The sequence below is a fragment of the Micrococcus sp. SL257 genome (genome assembly GCF_026625585.1).
GTDB classification, from domain to species: domain Bacteria; phylum Actinomycetota; class Actinomycetes; order Actinomycetales; family Micrococcaceae; genus Micrococcus; species Micrococcus luteus.
In genome coordinates, this window is the sequence record NZ_CP113053.1 from 1013585 (window position 1) to 1027435 (window position 13851).

13 protein-coding genes are annotated in these 13851 nt (G+C 74.1%); 10 read left to right on the top strand and 3 right to left on the bottom strand.

All coding sequences use genetic code 11. The features are described 5' to 3' along the window. Positions 1-81: 81 nt before the first annotated feature. Together glmM and OVA32_RS04830 are read left to right on the top strand one after the other, a co-directional pair. A complete protein-coding gene (gene glmM, locus OVA32_RS04825; RefSeq protein ID WP_029248315.1) occupies positions 82-1437 on the top strand; it encodes a phosphoglucosamine mutase in 1356 nt (451 codons plus the stop codon). An 8-nt stretch (positions 1438-1445) separates the two neighbouring features. Then, a complete protein-coding gene (locus OVA32_RS04830) occupies positions 1446-1673 on the top strand; it encodes a hypothetical protein (RefSeq protein WP_010080407.1) in 228 nt (75 codons plus the stop codon). Between the two features lie 94 nt (positions 1674-1767). Here the strand turns inward: OVA32_RS04830 and mscL are convergent, their stop codons facing one another. The 3 genes from mscL to coaA are packed head-to-tail and all read right to left on the bottom strand — an operon-like array spanning position 1768 to position 4007. Then, entirely contained in the window at positions 1768-2190 is a 423-nt protein-coding gene (gene mscL, locus OVA32_RS04835; RefSeq protein ID WP_063190071.1) for a large conductance mechanosensitive channel protein MscL, read from the bottom strand. A 59-nt stretch (positions 2191-2249) separates the two neighbouring features. Beyond that, positions 2250-2993, bottom strand: a complete 744-nt coding sequence (locus tag OVA32_RS04840; protein WP_186313104.1) for a M15 family metallopeptidase — start codon at positions 2991-2993, stop codon at positions 2250-2252. 3 nt (positions 2994-2996) lie between these two features. Next, positions 2997-4007 (bottom strand): type I pantothenate kinase, encoded by a 1011-nt coding sequence (gene coaA / locus OVA32_RS04845; protein ID WP_036383009.1) that lies wholly within the window; start codon positions 4005-4007, stop codon positions 2997-2999. Between the two features lie 74 nt (positions 4008-4081). On the opposite strand from coaA, the gene galE reads away from it, so the two are divergent. The 8 genes from galE (at position 4082) to tsaE (ending at position 13850) form a co-directional block, all read left to right on the top strand. Next, positions 4082-5137, top strand: a complete 1056-nt coding sequence (gene galE / locus OVA32_RS04850; RefSeq protein ID WP_144825608.1) for a UDP-glucose 4-epimerase GalE — start codon at positions 4082-4084, stop codon at positions 5135-5137. 50 nt (positions 5138-5187) lie between these two features. Beyond that, positions 5188-7059, top strand: coding sequence for a glutamine--fructose-6-phosphate transaminase (isomerizing) (gene glmS, locus OVA32_RS04855; RefSeq protein WP_063190073.1), 1872 nt, complete (start codon positions 5188-5190; stop codon positions 7057-7059). A gap of 157 nt (positions 7060-7216) precedes the next feature. Next, the gene (glgX, locus tag OVA32_RS04860; protein WP_159228151.1) at positions 7217-9346 is read left to right on the top strand and encodes a glycogen debranching protein GlgX; all 2130 of its coding nucleotides are present in this window, start codon (positions 7217-7219) and stop codon (positions 9344-9346) included. Next, a complete protein-coding gene (locus tag OVA32_RS04865) occupies positions 9343-10074 on the top strand; it encodes a hypothetical protein (RefSeq protein WP_210078942.1) in 732 nt (243 codons plus the stop codon). Before glgX ends, OVA32_RS04865 begins: the two co-directional genes overlap by 4 nt. Beyond that, on the top strand, positions 10071-10451 hold the full coding sequence (locus OVA32_RS04870; protein ID WP_144786696.1) for a holo-ACP synthase: 381 nt from the start codon (positions 10071-10073) through the stop codon (positions 10449-10451). Before OVA32_RS04865 ends, OVA32_RS04870 begins: the two co-directional genes overlap by 4 nt. Further along, a complete protein-coding gene (locus OVA32_RS04875; protein WP_144786695.1) occupies positions 10448-12025 on the top strand; it encodes an NAD(P)H-hydrate dehydratase in 1578 nt (525 codons plus the stop codon). Before OVA32_RS04870 ends, OVA32_RS04875 begins: the two co-directional genes overlap by 4 nt. Further along, on the top strand, positions 12022-13227 hold the full coding sequence (gene alr, locus OVA32_RS04880) for an alanine racemase (RefSeq protein WP_210078940.1): 1206 nt from the start codon (positions 12022-12024) through the stop codon (positions 13225-13227). The genes OVA32_RS04875 and alr overlap by 4 nt, the downstream gene beginning before the upstream one ends. Further along, complete coding sequence (gene tsaE / locus OVA32_RS04885) at positions 13224-13850, top strand: tRNA (adenosine(37)-N6)-threonylcarbamoyltransferase complex ATPase subunit type 1 TsaE (RefSeq protein WP_036338011.1); 627 nt, start codon at positions 13224-13226, stop codon at positions 13848-13850. The genes alr and tsaE overlap by 4 nt, the downstream gene beginning before the upstream one ends. The last annotated feature ends 1 nt before the right edge of the window (position 13851 follow it).

A 13851-nucleotide genomic window follows, 5' to 3' on the forward strand; every position in this document is an offset into this window, starting at 1 on the left:
GTCCGATGCTACCGCCCCCCGGCCCGTTTCGTGACCCTCCCGTGATGCAGGCCGCAGGGGCGGCCCCTACACTGACTGATCATGTCGAGATTGTTCGGAACCGATGGCGTCCGTGGCCTGGCCAACGAGACCCTCACCGTGGAGTTGTCCGTCCAGCTGGCCCAGGCCGCCTCGCCCGTCCTCGGCGCGGAGGCCTTCGACGCCGGCCGACGCCCGGTCGCCGTCGTGGCCCGGGACCCGCGCATCAGCGGTGAGTTCATCGCGGCCGCCGTGCAGGCGGGCCTGGCGTCCTCCGGCGTGGACGTGTGGGATGCGGGTGTGCTGCCGACCCCCGCCGCCGCCTATCTCGTGGGGGACCTGGACGCCGACTTCGGTGTGATGATCTCCGCCTCCCACAACCCGGCCCCGGACAACGGCATCAAGTTCCTCGCGCGCGGCGGCGAGAAGCTGACCGACGCGCAGGAGGACGAGATCATCCGCCACCTCGAGGGCGTGACGCCGCGACGGCCCCAGGGCGCGGACGTGGGCCGCGTGCGCGTCTTCGCGGATGCCGAGGACCGCTACGTCCTCCACCTCCTGCAGACCCTCCCGCACCGGCTGGACGGGCTCAAGGTCGTCCTGGACTGCGCACACGGCGCGGCCGCCGGCTGCTCGCCCGAGGCGTTCCGCGCCGCCGGCGCGGAGGTCGTCGTGATCGGCGCGTCCCCGGACGGGCTCAACATCAACGACGGCTACGGCTCCACCCACCTCGAGAAGCTCCAGGCGGCCGTGCGCGAGCACGGCGCGGACCTCGGCATCGCGCACGACGGCGACGCCGACCGGTGCCTCGCCGTGGACGAGCGCGGCGAGGTCGTCGACGGCGACCAGATCATGGGCGTCATGGCCGTGGCACTCAAGGACCGCGGCGTCCTGCGCGACGACACCCTGGTCGTGACCGTCATGTCCAACCTGGGCCTGAAGCTGGCCATGGGCCGGGAGGGCGTCCAGCTCGTCGAGACCCAGGTGGGCGACCGCTACGTCCTGGCCGGCATGAAGCTCGGCGACTACTCGCTCGGCGGCGAGCAGTCCGGCCACGTGATCTTCTCGGACCACGCCACCACCGGCGACGGGGTCCTCACCGGCCTGCAGCTCGCCTCGCGCGTCGCCGAGACCGGCACCCCGCTCTCCGAGCTGGCCGCGGTGATGGACCGGCTGCCCCAGGTCCTCGTGAACGTGCGCGGCGTGGACAAGTCCCGCGCCGCCGAGGACGAGGCCGTCCAGGCGGCGGTGGCCGAGGCGGAGGCCCGCCTCGGCGAGACCGGCCGCGTGCTGCTGCGCCCGTCGGGCACGGAGCCGGTCGTGCGCGTCATGGTCGAGGCCCCGGACGAGGAGACCGCCGGCCGGGAGGCCCAGGTGCTGGCCGACGTCGTGCAGCGCGAGCTGCGCCTGCACGACTGACCGGACCGATGACGTCGGACGCGGCCCCCCGGCCCCGCCGCTGGACCCTGTTCGCGGGGCTGCTCGCGGGGCTGGCGGTCCTGTGGTCGGCCGCGTTCCTCGCCGTGGACGCGCCCGTGTGTGCGCGGCAGAGCGCCCCCGTGGAGTGGTTGCCGTGCCTGGATCCGGACCGGCAGGACTCGGAGGTCGCCCCGGACGCCGGGTCCAGCGCGGACCGGACGACGTCGCGGCCCTGAGGGCACGGCCCCGGTGCCGCCGAGGGCATGAAGGAAGGGCCCGGGGCGACTCGCGTGAGTCGTCCCGGGCCCTTCGGCGTCGGACAGGGGGAGATCAGAGGGCGGTGGTCCCGGAGGTGGGGCCGCCGCGGCGCTCGGCGAGCAGGTCGCGGATCTCGGTGAGCACGGCGACGTCGGCGGGCACCTCCTCCTCGGCGGGGTCGATGCCGAGGCGGCGGTTGCGGGCCTCGACCATCTTGTTCATCGGCATCACGATGGCGAAGTACACGGCCGCGGCGATGAGCAGGAAGTTGACGATGGCGGTGAGCAGCACACCGAACTTCACGTCGTTGCCGTTGACCGTCAGCACGGCGAACGAGTCGAAGTTCGGCGAGCCCACGGCGGCGGCGATGAGCGGCATGAGGACCGCCTCGACGAGCGCGTTCACGATCTTGCCGAAGGCGGCGCCGATGATGACGGCGACGGCGAGGTCGAGGACGTTGCCCTTCATGATGAAGTCTTTGAATCCCTGGAGCATGGCGAGAATCCTACGTGTGACGAAGGCGGCGCGGTACAGCGTCGAGCGAGCCGTGCGTCTCAGTCCGCGTAGTCCGGCGCCGGAGGCAGGCCCCATGCGGTCTCGAGGACGCCGCCGACCGCCTCGACCCGGGCCGCCTCCGCGGACCCGACATAGCGCAGGTGCCAGGGCTCGTGGGCGAAGCCCGTCACGTCCTCGGCCCCGCCGGGGTAGCGGATGACGAACCCGTGCTCGGCGGCGTGCGCGGCCACCCAGCGGCCCGCGGCGGTGTCGCCGAAGCACGCTTCCAGGTCACACGCGGGGGTCGCGGCGTCGCCCACGTCCCAGGCCAGGCCGGTCTGGTGCTCGGAGTACCCCGGACGCGCCGAGACGCGGTCGGCCTCGGCGCGGCCCAGCTCGTCGACCCAGTGGCCGTACGTCCGGACCTGGTAGTCGTACGAGCGGTAGGCGCTCAGGGTGGTGAGGCGGTGGCCCGCCGCCGCGGCGGCATCCAGCAGGTCACCGGCCGCCGTCGCGGCCTCCGCCCGCAGGGACAGCTCGCTGCCGGGCACGGCCACCAGATCCGAGGGCGCCCAGTCGGGCGGAGCCACGGGGCGGGTCTTGTTCACGACGACGTCGAGGGCGGCCGGGTCGGCGTGCGTGCTCGACGACGGCGCCGTGCTCGAGGCGGCGCGGGACGACGCGGCCGCGCTCGCGGAGCCGGAAGCCGGCGTCGCCGAGGACGGGCCCGCGGCGGGCGTGCCGCAACCGGCCACGAGCAGCGCGAGCGCGGCCAGCGCGGCGAGAGGGAGGGTGCGACGCATGGATCAGACCTTCCTCAGCAGCACGCGGGTCACCTCGTGTTGCGCGTTCTTCGTGAGCACCAGCCGGGCGCGCCCGCGGGTCGGGCGCACGTTCTGCTCGAGGTTCGGGCCGTTGATGGAGTCCCAGATGGACTCGGCCGTCGCCTGAGCCTCGGCGTCCGACAGGGAGGAGTACCGGTGGAAGTAGCTGCGCGGGTCGGCGAAGGCCCCCGAGCGCAGACCCATGAACCGGTCGATGTACCAGGACCGGATCCAGGACGCGCGCGCGTCCACGTACACCGAGAAGTCGAAGAAGTCGGAGACGGAGAGCCCGGCGGTGCCGTCGGCCCGGGTGCGCGGCGGGGCCAGCACGTTGAGTCCCTCCACGATCAGCACGTCGGGACGGTGCACCACCTGTTCCTCGCCCGGCACGATGTCGTAGGTGATGTGCGAGTACACGGGCGCGCGCACCTCCTGCGCCCCGGACTTGACGTCCGCCATGAAGCGCAGCAGCGCGCGGCGGTCGTAGGACTCGGGGAAGCCCTTGCGGGACAGGATGCCGCGCTCGTGCAGCACCGCGTTGGGGTGCAGGAAGCCGTCCGTGGTGACCAGCTCGACGCGCGGCGTCGTCGGCCAGCGGCGCAGCATCTCCTGGAGCACACGCGCCGTCGTCGACTTGCCGACGGCGACCGACCCGGCCACCCCGATCACGTACGGGGTGCGCCCCGTCCGCTCGCCGAGGAACGCGTTGGTCGCGCTGCGCAGGGCCGCGGAGGCCTCCACGTTGATGCTCAGCAGGCGCGAGAGCGGAAGGTAGACCTCGGCAACCTCGCGCAGGGACAGATGCTCGCCGAGGCCGCGCAGACGCTCCACGTCCGCCTGGTCGAAGGGCTGCGCCATCTCCGAGGCGAGACGGGCCCAGGTCTGGCGGTCCAGCTCCACGAAGGGGGAGCGCTGGTGGCCGTCGGGCACGGCGTCCGCGGGCTCCTCGGGGCCCACGAGGGGCAGCTCGGAGGTCGGGGGGGTGTAGGTCACCCGATCCATTATGGCCGCGGCCCGCCCGGAGCGGGCCCCCGCGTGACGTCACAGGGCCCGGATAGGATCGGCCCATGCGCGTTCTCGTGACCGGCGGTGCCGGATACCTCGGATCCCACACCGTGCTCACGCTGCTCGAGGCGGGCCACGACGTCCTCGTCCTGGACAGCCTGGTCACGGCGACGACGACGGCGCTCGAGCGCGTCGCCGAGCTCGCCGGGACGCGTCTGGGCGGGTCGCGGCTGCGCCTGCACGTGGCCGACATCCGCCGCCCCGAGGACTACCGCGGGGCGCTCGCGGACTTCGGCCCGGCCGCACTCGTGCACTTCGCCGGGCTGAAGTCGCCCACCGAGTCGATGACCCGCCCCGCCGCCTACTACGACGTGAACGTGGGCGGCACGGCCGCCGTCGCCGAGGCCGCGCTCGCGGCCGGCGCCCGCACGGTCCTGTTCTCCTCCTCCGCGACCGTGTACGGCGACCGCGCGCCGGTGCCGGTCGCCGAGGACGCCGCCACAGACCCGGTCTCGCCCTACGGGCACTCCAAGCTCATGGCGGAGCAGGTGCTGCGCGACGTCTGCGCCATGATCGACGGCGGCGGGCTGGCGATGCTGCGCTACTTCAACCCGGTCGGCGCGCATCCCTCCGGGCGGCTGGGCGAGGACCCGAGCGGGGTGCCGGCGAACCTCATGCCCTTCGTGGCGCGGGTGGCCTCCGGCGCGTACCCCGAGCTGCGGGTGTTCGGCGCGGACTTCGACACGCGCGACGGCAGCGCCGTGCGCGACTTCATCCACGTGATGGACCTCGCGGAGGCGCACGTGGCCGGGCTCGAATGGCTCGCGGCCCGGGTGGCGACCGGGGGCGGTACGACGACCCGGGTCTGGAACATCGGCCGGGGTGAGGGCGTCACCGTGTTCGAGATGGTGCGCGCCTTCGAGGCGGTCACGGGCGGCCGCATCCCCTACCGCGTGGTCGAGCGCCGGCCCGGGGACATCGCCGAGTCGTGCGCCGCCGTGGACGCGATCGGCGCCGAGGTGGGCTGGCACGCCCGACGCGATGTGACCGCGATGGTGCGGGACCTCTGGGCCTGGCAGGAGGCCAACCCCGCGGGGTTCTCGTCCCGGACGGAGTGACCCGGCCCGCCGTGCGCCGAAGTCGGGTCCGGCCCGGTATTCTCGTGCGCATGTGCGGAATCGTCGGATACATCGGCCAGCCCCAGTCGGATCGTGAGCACGGCGCTCTCGACGTCCTGATGGAGGGCCTGCGTCGTCTTGAATACCGCGGATACGACTCCGCCGGTGTGGCCGTGGTGGACGGCGGTCAGCTGTACCACCGGAAGAAGGCGGGCAAGCTCGCCAACCTCGCCGAGGAGCTCGCCGAGCACCCCATCCCCACCGGCCTCGTCGGGATCGGCCACACCCGGTGGGCCACCCACGGCGGCCCCACCGACCGCAACGCCCACCCGCATGTGGCGGACGAGGGCCGGCTGGCGCTCATCCACAACGGCATCATCGAGAACTACGCCGAGCTGCGCGAGGAGCTGCTCGCCAAGGGCGTCGAGTTCCTCTCCGAGACGGACACCGAGGTGGCCGCCCACCTCCTCGCCGACGTCTACCGGCACGCGGCCGGCCAGGACCTGACCCGCGCCATGCAGCTGGCCTCCCAGCGCCTCGAGGGTGCCTTCACCCTGCTGGCCGTGCACGTGGACCACCCCGACCGCGTGGTGGCCTCGCGCCGCAACTCGCCGCTCGTCGTCGGCCTGGGCGAGGGGGAGAACTTCCTGGGCTCGGACGTCTCCGGCTTCATCGACTTCACCCGCGAGGCCATCGAGCTCGAGCAGGACCAGGTCGTGACGATCACGGCCGACGCCGTCGAGATCTCGGACTTCCGGGGCGGCCCCGCCGAGGGCAAGCGCTTCACCGTGGACTGGGACGCCTCGGCCGCGGAGAAGGGCGGCTTCGAGACCTTCATGGAGAAGGAGATCCACGACCAGCCCCAGGCCGTGCAGGACACCCTGCTGGGCCGCACGGACGCCGCCGGCGCCCTGATGTTGGACGAGCTGCGGATCGACCCCGAGGAGCTCAAGGCCGTCGACAAGATCATCGTCCTGGCGTGCGGCACGTCCGCCTACGCGGGCACGGTGGCCAAGTACGCCATCGAGCACTGGTGCCGGATCCCCGTGGAGGTGGAGCTCTCCCACGAGTTCCGCTACCGCGACCCGATCATCGACCCGCACACCCTCGTGGTGTCCATCTCCCAGTCCGGCGAGACCATGGACACCCTCATGGCGGTCCGCTACGCCAAGGAGCAGGGCGCCCGCACCGTGTCCATCTGCAACACCAACGGCTCCACGATCCCGCGCGAGTCGGACGCCGTGCTCTACACGCACGCCGGCCCCGAGATCGCCGTCGCCTCCACCAAGGCGTTCCTGGCGCAGATCACCGCCGCCTATCTGCTGGGCCTGTACCTGGCCCAGCTGAACAAGAAGCTGTTCAGCGGCCAGATCAAGGACATCCTGGCGGACCTCGGGGCGATCCCCGACAAGATCGAGGAGATCCTCGCCGCCAAGGACCAGGTCAAGGAGCTCGCCCGCTCGATGGCCGACGCCACCTCCGTCCTGTTCCTCGGCCGCAACGTCGGCTACCCGGTGGCCATGGAGGGCGCGCTCAAGCTCAAGGAGCTCGCGTACATCCACGCCGAGGGCTTCGCCGCGGGCGAGCTCAAGCACGGCCCGATCGCCCTGATCGACGACGGCCAGCCGGTCTTCGTGGTCATGCCCTCGCCCCTGGACCGTCACTCGCTGCACGCCAAGGTGGTCTCGAACATCCAGGAGGTCCGCGCCCGCGGCGCCCGCACCTTCGCCGTCGCCGAGCGCGGCGACGCGGCCGTGCGCGGCCAGGCCGAGGTCGTCTTCGAGGTCCCCGAGACCCAGCCGATGCTCATGCCGCTGCTGACCACGGTCCCGCTGCAGATCTTCGCCCTCGAGCTCGCCACGGCGAAGGGCTACGACGTGGACCAGCCGCGCAACCTCGCCAAGTCCGTCACGGTGGAGTGATCCGCCGCTGAGGCCACCGAGACCTCTCCTGCCGGGCCCGGCCGCCACACAGCGGCCGGGCCCGCGACGCGTCCGGGACGGTGTCCTCCCGCCCCAGTAGACTCCCCGAGGAGGCCCGCCGCACCCGGCGGGCCGCACGACGAGACCCCGGAGAGTCATGCACACAGTGGAGATCGGCCAGCCGTACCCCCTCGGGGCCACCGTGGACGAGACCGGCACCAACTTCGCCCTCGCGGTCTCCCGCGAGGTGGAGGCGGTCGAGCTGTGCCTCGTCGCCGACGACGGCACGGAGACGCGCATCCCCCTCGAGGAGCGGCACGGCACCACATGGCACGCCCACGTGGCGGGCATCGGGCACGGGCAGCGCTACGGCTACCGCGTGCACGGCCCCTGGGACCCCGCCCGCGGCCTGTGGCACAACCGGGCCAAGATCCTCGTGGACCCGTACGCGCGGGCGTTCACCGGCGACTACGAGTGGGGCCAGCAGCACCACTCGTACGACTTCGACGAGCCGGACCGCATCGACACCTCGGACAACCTGGGCACGAGCATGCTCGGCGTCGTCGTCGCCGAGGACTTCGACTGGGGCGATGACGCCCCACCCGCCGTCGAGCTCACGGACACGGTGATCTACGAGACCCACGTCAAGGGCATGACCAAGCTGCACCCCGCCGTCCCGGAGGAGCTGCGCGGCACCTACGCGGGCATGGCCCACCCGGAGGTGGTCCGCCACCTGACCGAGCTCGGGGTGACCGCCGTCGAGCTGATGCCCGTGCACCAGTTCGTCAACGACGCCACCCTGCAGGAGAAGGGGCTGAGCAACTACTGGGGCTACAACACGCTCGGCTTCTTCGCCCCGCACGCCGCCTACGCCTCCTCCTCGGAGGTGGGCGGCCAGGTCCGCGAGTTCAAGCAGATGGTGAAGGACCTGCATGCCGCCGGTCTCGAGGTGATCCTCGACGTGGTCTACAACCACACGGCCGAGGGCAACGACAAGGGCCCCATGCTCAGCCTGCGCGGGCTGGACAACGCCGGCTACTACCACCTCGTCGAGGGTGACGAGCGGCACTACATGGACTACACCGGCACGGGGAACTCGGTGGACCTCTCCAGCCCCAAGGCCCTCCAGCTGGTCATGGACTCCCTGCGCTACTGGGTCACCGAGATGCACGTGGACGGCTTCCGGTTCGACCTGGCCACCACCCTCACCCGGGTGGAGGGGGAGCAGGGCCCCGACATGTTCTCCGGGTTCTTCGACGTGGTCCGCCAGGACCCGGTGCTGCGCACCGTCAAGCTCATCGCCGAGCCGTGGGACGTGGGCTGGGGCGGCTACCAGGTGGGCAACTTCCCCGGCCTCTGGTCCGAGTGGAACGGCATGTACCGGGACACGGTGCGCGACTTCTGGCGAGGCGAGCCCGGCACGCTCGGCGAGTTCGCCACGCGCCTGACCGGCTCGGCGGACCTCTACGAGGGGGACGGGCGCAGCCCCGGCGCGTCCGTGAACTTCGTCACGGCCCACGACGGCTTCACGCTGCGTGACCTCGTCTCCTACAACGAGAAGCACAACGAGGCCAACGGCGAGGACAACAACGACGGCGACGCGCACAACCGCTCGTGGAACTGCGGCGTCGAGGGGGAGACCGACGACCCCGAGGTCGTGACGCTGCGCGCCCGCCAGCGCCGCAACTTCCTGGCCACCCTGCTGATCAGCCAGGGCGTGCCCATGATCAGCCACGGCGACGAGCTGGGCCGCACCCAGGGCGGCAACAACAACGTCTACTGCCAGGACAACGAGATCTCGTGGATCGACTGGTCCGCCATGGACGACTCGCTCGTGGCGTTCACCCGCGACCTGATCGCGCTGCGCCGTGACCACGCGGTGTTCCGCCGTCGCCACCACTTCGACGGTCGCCCCGCGGCCCGTGACATCGAGGCGCCCCTGCCGGACATCGTGTGGCTCGAGCCGGACGCGACCGCCAAGACGGAGGACGACTGGGGCGCCGAGGCCCGGTCGCTCGGCTTCTACCTCAACGGGCACACGCTCCCCCGCGGGGACGAGGACGGGGAGGGGCCCTACCGGGACTTCTACGTCCTCATGAACGCGTGGTGGGAGCCCGTGCCGTACACCCTGCCCGGGCCCACGTTCCCAGCCGAGTGGGAGGTCGTCGTGGACACCTCGTCCCACGTCGCCCCGAGCGGCTCGCACCCCCGCGTGCGTGCCGGGGACGTGCTCGAGGTCCAGGCCCGTTCCACCGTCGTGCTGCGGCAGGTCCCCGAGGGCGCATGAGCGCGCAGGCCGACCGGGGGCGCGTCCGCCGTGGGCTGCCGCGGTGGGCGCGGGCCCTCTGCGCCACCGTGGCGACCCTGGCGGCGCTGGGACTGGCCTTCGGCGCGGGATGGGCCACGCACGCCGTGACGGACCCGCACCCGGACGACGCACCGCGCGTGGACGCCCTCCTCGTCCTCTACAGCCAGCCCCGCGTCTACGACGCCGCGATCGAGCTCGCCGCGTCCGGTGTCACCGACCGGCTCTTCGTCTCCGCGTACCTGGGGCCGGACGGGCACGAGAAGCTGTGCGGCGGCCCGGAGGAGCGCGACCCGCGGCTGGAAGGCGTCAGCGTCGAGTGCTTCGCGCCCGATCCGGTGACCACCCAGGGCGAGGTCATCCACGCGGCCGACCGCATGCGTGAGCTCGGCCTGCACCACCTGGGCGTGCTCACCTTCCACCAGCACGTGGAGCGTGCGCGGCTGCTGGCGGAGCGGTGCCTCACACCCGAGGAGGGCCGTGTGTCCCTGTACGCGTTCGACGCCGGCTTCGACCGGCTCGACCGCCTGCAGCACGGCGTCTACGGCGTGCTGGCCTACGGGAAGGCGATGCTCACGCCGGGCTGCGACCAGCAGCTGCCCGGCGTGCTGCAGTGGCCGCTCGACCTGGCCAAGCGACTGCGCGGGCAGCCCGTCGGGGACGAGGCCGGCGCCGTCGTCGTGGGCGCCCGGCGGGCGGGGGCGGTGTGATCGTCGGCGTGGGGGTGGACGTGGTGGACGTCCCGCGGTTCCGGGCGCAGCTCGAGCGCACGCCGGCGCTGCGCGCACGCCTGTTCACCGAGGACGAGCGGGACCTGCCGCTGCGCTCGCTGGCCGCGCGCTTCGCAGCCAAGGAGGCGATCGCCAAGGCCATGGGCGCCCCGCCCGGGATGATGTGGCACCACTGCTGGATCCCGCGCCCGGACCACGGCGACGGCCGCCCCACCGTGCACCTGACCGGCACCGTCCAGGCCCAGGCCGAGGCCCTGGGCATCACCCACTGGCACCTCTCCCTCAGTCATGACGGGGACGTCGCCACTGCCTACGTGGTCGCCGAACGCCGCGCGGCCGGGGAGGAGTCCGCATGACCGCCGATGACCTGACCCGCATCGCCGTGACCGGCTCGGCCGTGCGCACGGCCGAGGAGCCCCTGCTCGCGGCCGGCCGTGGCCCCGAGCTGATGCGCGCCGCCGCCTGGGCCCTGGCCGAGCACGCCGCCGCCCTGCTGCGTGAGCGCGGCCCGGTGGCCGGGGCGACCGTGGCCGCCCTCGTCGGCCCCGGCAACAACGGCGGGGACGCGCTGTTCGCCCTCGCCTTCCTGCGCCGCCGGGGCGTGGCCGCGGTCGCCGTGCCCGTCCGCCGGGACGACGACGGCGCCCCGCGCTGGCACGCCGAGGGCTGGGCTGCGCTGCAAGCGGCCGGGGGACGCCACGCCGACGCGGTGCCACCCGAGGCCGCGCTCGTGGTGGACGGCGTGCTCGGCACGGGCTTCACCGGCGAGTATGAGCTGCCCGCCGCGGCGCGCGCGCTGCCGGCGGATGCGCTCGTGCTGGCGTGCGACGTCCCCTCGGGGGTGGACGCGGACACCGGCGAGGTGCGGGGGGAGGCCCTCCGCGCGGACGCGACCGTGACGTTCGGCGCCCTCAAGTCCGGTCTCGTCATCGGGGAGGGAGCCACGCGTGCGGGCACCGTGCACGTGGCGGACATCGGGCTGGGACCGCACCTGCCGACGTCGCCGGCCGCGCGGCTGGGCGTGATGGACGAGGCCGCAGCACGGACCGCCCACCCGGCCCCCGCAGCCAAGGCCCACAAGTACACGCGCGGCGTGGTGGCCGTCGTCGCCGGATCGGAGCGCTACCCGGGGGCCGCCGTGCTCGCGAGCGCGGGCGCGCTGCAGACGGGCGCGGGCATGGTGCACCACGCCGGCCCGCAGACCACCCGGGACCTGGTGCTCGCCGCCCACCCCGAGGCGCTGGTCTCGGCGGAGGGGCCCGAGCCGTCGCGCGCGGACGCCTGGGTGGCCGGCCCCGGCCTGGACACCGAGCACGACGCGCGGCGGCGCTGGGCCGGCGTCCTCGCCGCGCTCGAGGAACGGCCGGAGGCGGCCCTGGTCGCCGACGCCTCGGCCCTGGACCTGGTCACCGCCGCCGAGCTGCGGTCGCTGCGCGCGGCCGGCACGCCCGTGGTCCTGACGCCGCACGCCGGGGAGTGGTCCCGGCTGCGCGAGCGCGTCCCCGCGGACGGCGACGACGCCGCCGACCCGCTCGCGGCGCTGCGGGCGTGGACCGCTGCGCACGGGGCCACCGTCCTGCTCAAGGGCCCGCGCACCCTCGTGGTCGCCCCGGACGGCGAGGCGTGGGCCGTGACCGGCGGCGGGCCCGACCTCGCGATGGGCGGCACCGGTGACGTGCTCTCCGGGGCGATCGGTGCCGTCCTGGCCGCGGACGTGGCGCGGCGCTCGCGGGCGCGCCGGGCCGGGGAGGATCCCGGCCCGGCGCCCACGGCCCGGCTCGCGGCCGCCGCCGCCTGGCTGCACGCCCAGGCCGGGGCCGACCAGGCCCGCGCCGGGCGGATCACCACGGCCACGCTGCCGACCGCGCTGGGCGCGCGCGTCGCGCGCCTGTGGTGGCCGGACGACGCCGAGCCGGAGTCCGTCCGATGAGCCTTGCCGACGTCGACCCGGCGGACACCGAGCGCGCCGTACGCATCGACCTGGCGGCCGTCCGGCACAACGTGGGCGTGCTGCAGGAGCGGATCCGCCGCCCCGACGGCAGCCGGCCGCTGCTGACCGCCGTCGTCAAGGCCGACGCCTACGGCCACGGCGCGGTGGCCGTCGCGCGCGCCGCCGCGGCCGCCGGCGCGGACCGGCTCGGGGTGGCCCACGTGCGCGAGGCCCTGGCCCTGCGCGCGGCGGGGGTGCCCCTGCCCGTGCTCGCGTGGCTGCACACCGGGGCCACGGACTTCGCCGCCGCGGTGGAGGCGGAGGTGACCCTCGGCGTCTCGGGCTGGGACCTCGACGCCGTCGCCGACACCGTCCGCGGGCTGCGGGCCCGCGGCGGGGCCGGACTCGACGTCCGCGCCGTCCTGCACCTGAAGGCGGACACCGGCCTGGGCCGCCACGGCTGCGCGCCCGAGCGGTGGCCCGCGTTCGTCGCGCGTGCCGCCGAGCTCGAGGCCACGGGCCTCGTGCGGGTGGAGGGCGTGTTCTCCCACCTCGGCGTGGCGGACGAGCCGGACCGGGCCGCCGAGACCACGGCGCAGCTGCTGCGGTTCGAACGGATGGCCGCCGAGGCCGCCGAGACGCTCGGCCACCCCCTGCTGCGGCACCTGGCCAACACGCCCGCCGCCCTCGCCCGGCCGGACACGCACCTGGACATGGTGCGCGTCGGCCTGGGCCTGTACGGGCTCTCCCCGTTCGCGGACGTCACCGCGGCCGAGTTCGGACTGCGCCCGGCCATGTCCCTCGTCACCGTCCTGGCCAACGTCAAGGCCGTCCCCGCCGGGCAGGGCGTGTCCTACGGGTTCCGCCACGTCACGGCGGAGCCCACCACCCTCGGGCTCGTGCCCCTCGGCTACGCCGACGGCGTCCCGCGCGTCGTCGAGGGCACGCGCGTCCACGTCGGCGGCCGGACCGTCCCCGTGGTGGGCCGCATCGCGATGGACCAGTTCGTGGTGGACCTCGGCCCGGACGCCGCGGACGCGCCCGGCGACGCCGTCGAGCTGTTCGGACCGGCCTCCGGCATTCCGGTGGAGGAGTGGGCCGCGGCCGCCGGGACGATCAACTACGAGCTGGTGACCCGCATCGGAGGCCGCGTGGACCGGGAGCACGTGGACCCCACGCCGACCCAGGAGGCCCGCCCATGAGCGACCACGAGTTCCCCGCCCCCGGCCCGACCCTGCCCGAGCCCGTGCTGACGGCGACGGTCCCGCTCGAGGGCGCCGACGGCACCCGGGCGTTCGGCCGCGCCCTCGCCGGGGTGCTCCGCGCCGGCGACGTACTGATCCTCACGGGCGACCTCGGCGCGGGCAAGACGACCTTCACCCAGGGGCTGGCCAGCGGATTCGGCGTGGCCTCCGGCGTGGTCTCGCCGACGTTCGTCCTCTCCCGCGTCCACCCCGCTCCGGCCGACGCCCCGGCGGGCACCCCGGACCTCGTGCACGTGGACGCGTACCGGCTGCGCTCGGCGGGGGAGCTCACGGACCTCGACCTGGACGCGAGCGTGGACCGCTCCGTGACCGTCGTCGAGTGGGGCCGGGGCATGGCCGAGTCCCTCGCCGGGTTCCCCGAGGACCCGGACGCCTCGTGGCTGGACATCGAGATCGTCCGGGCCCGCGGGGGTGAGGACGCCCCCGCGGCCTCGGCGGGGGAGGGCGAGGACGGCATCGTCACCGACTTCTCCGACGAGGACGGGGGCCAGGCCGAGGAGCTGCGCTCGGCCGTCGTGACCGGCCGCGGCCCGCGCTGGGCCGGCGTCGTGCTTCCGTAGA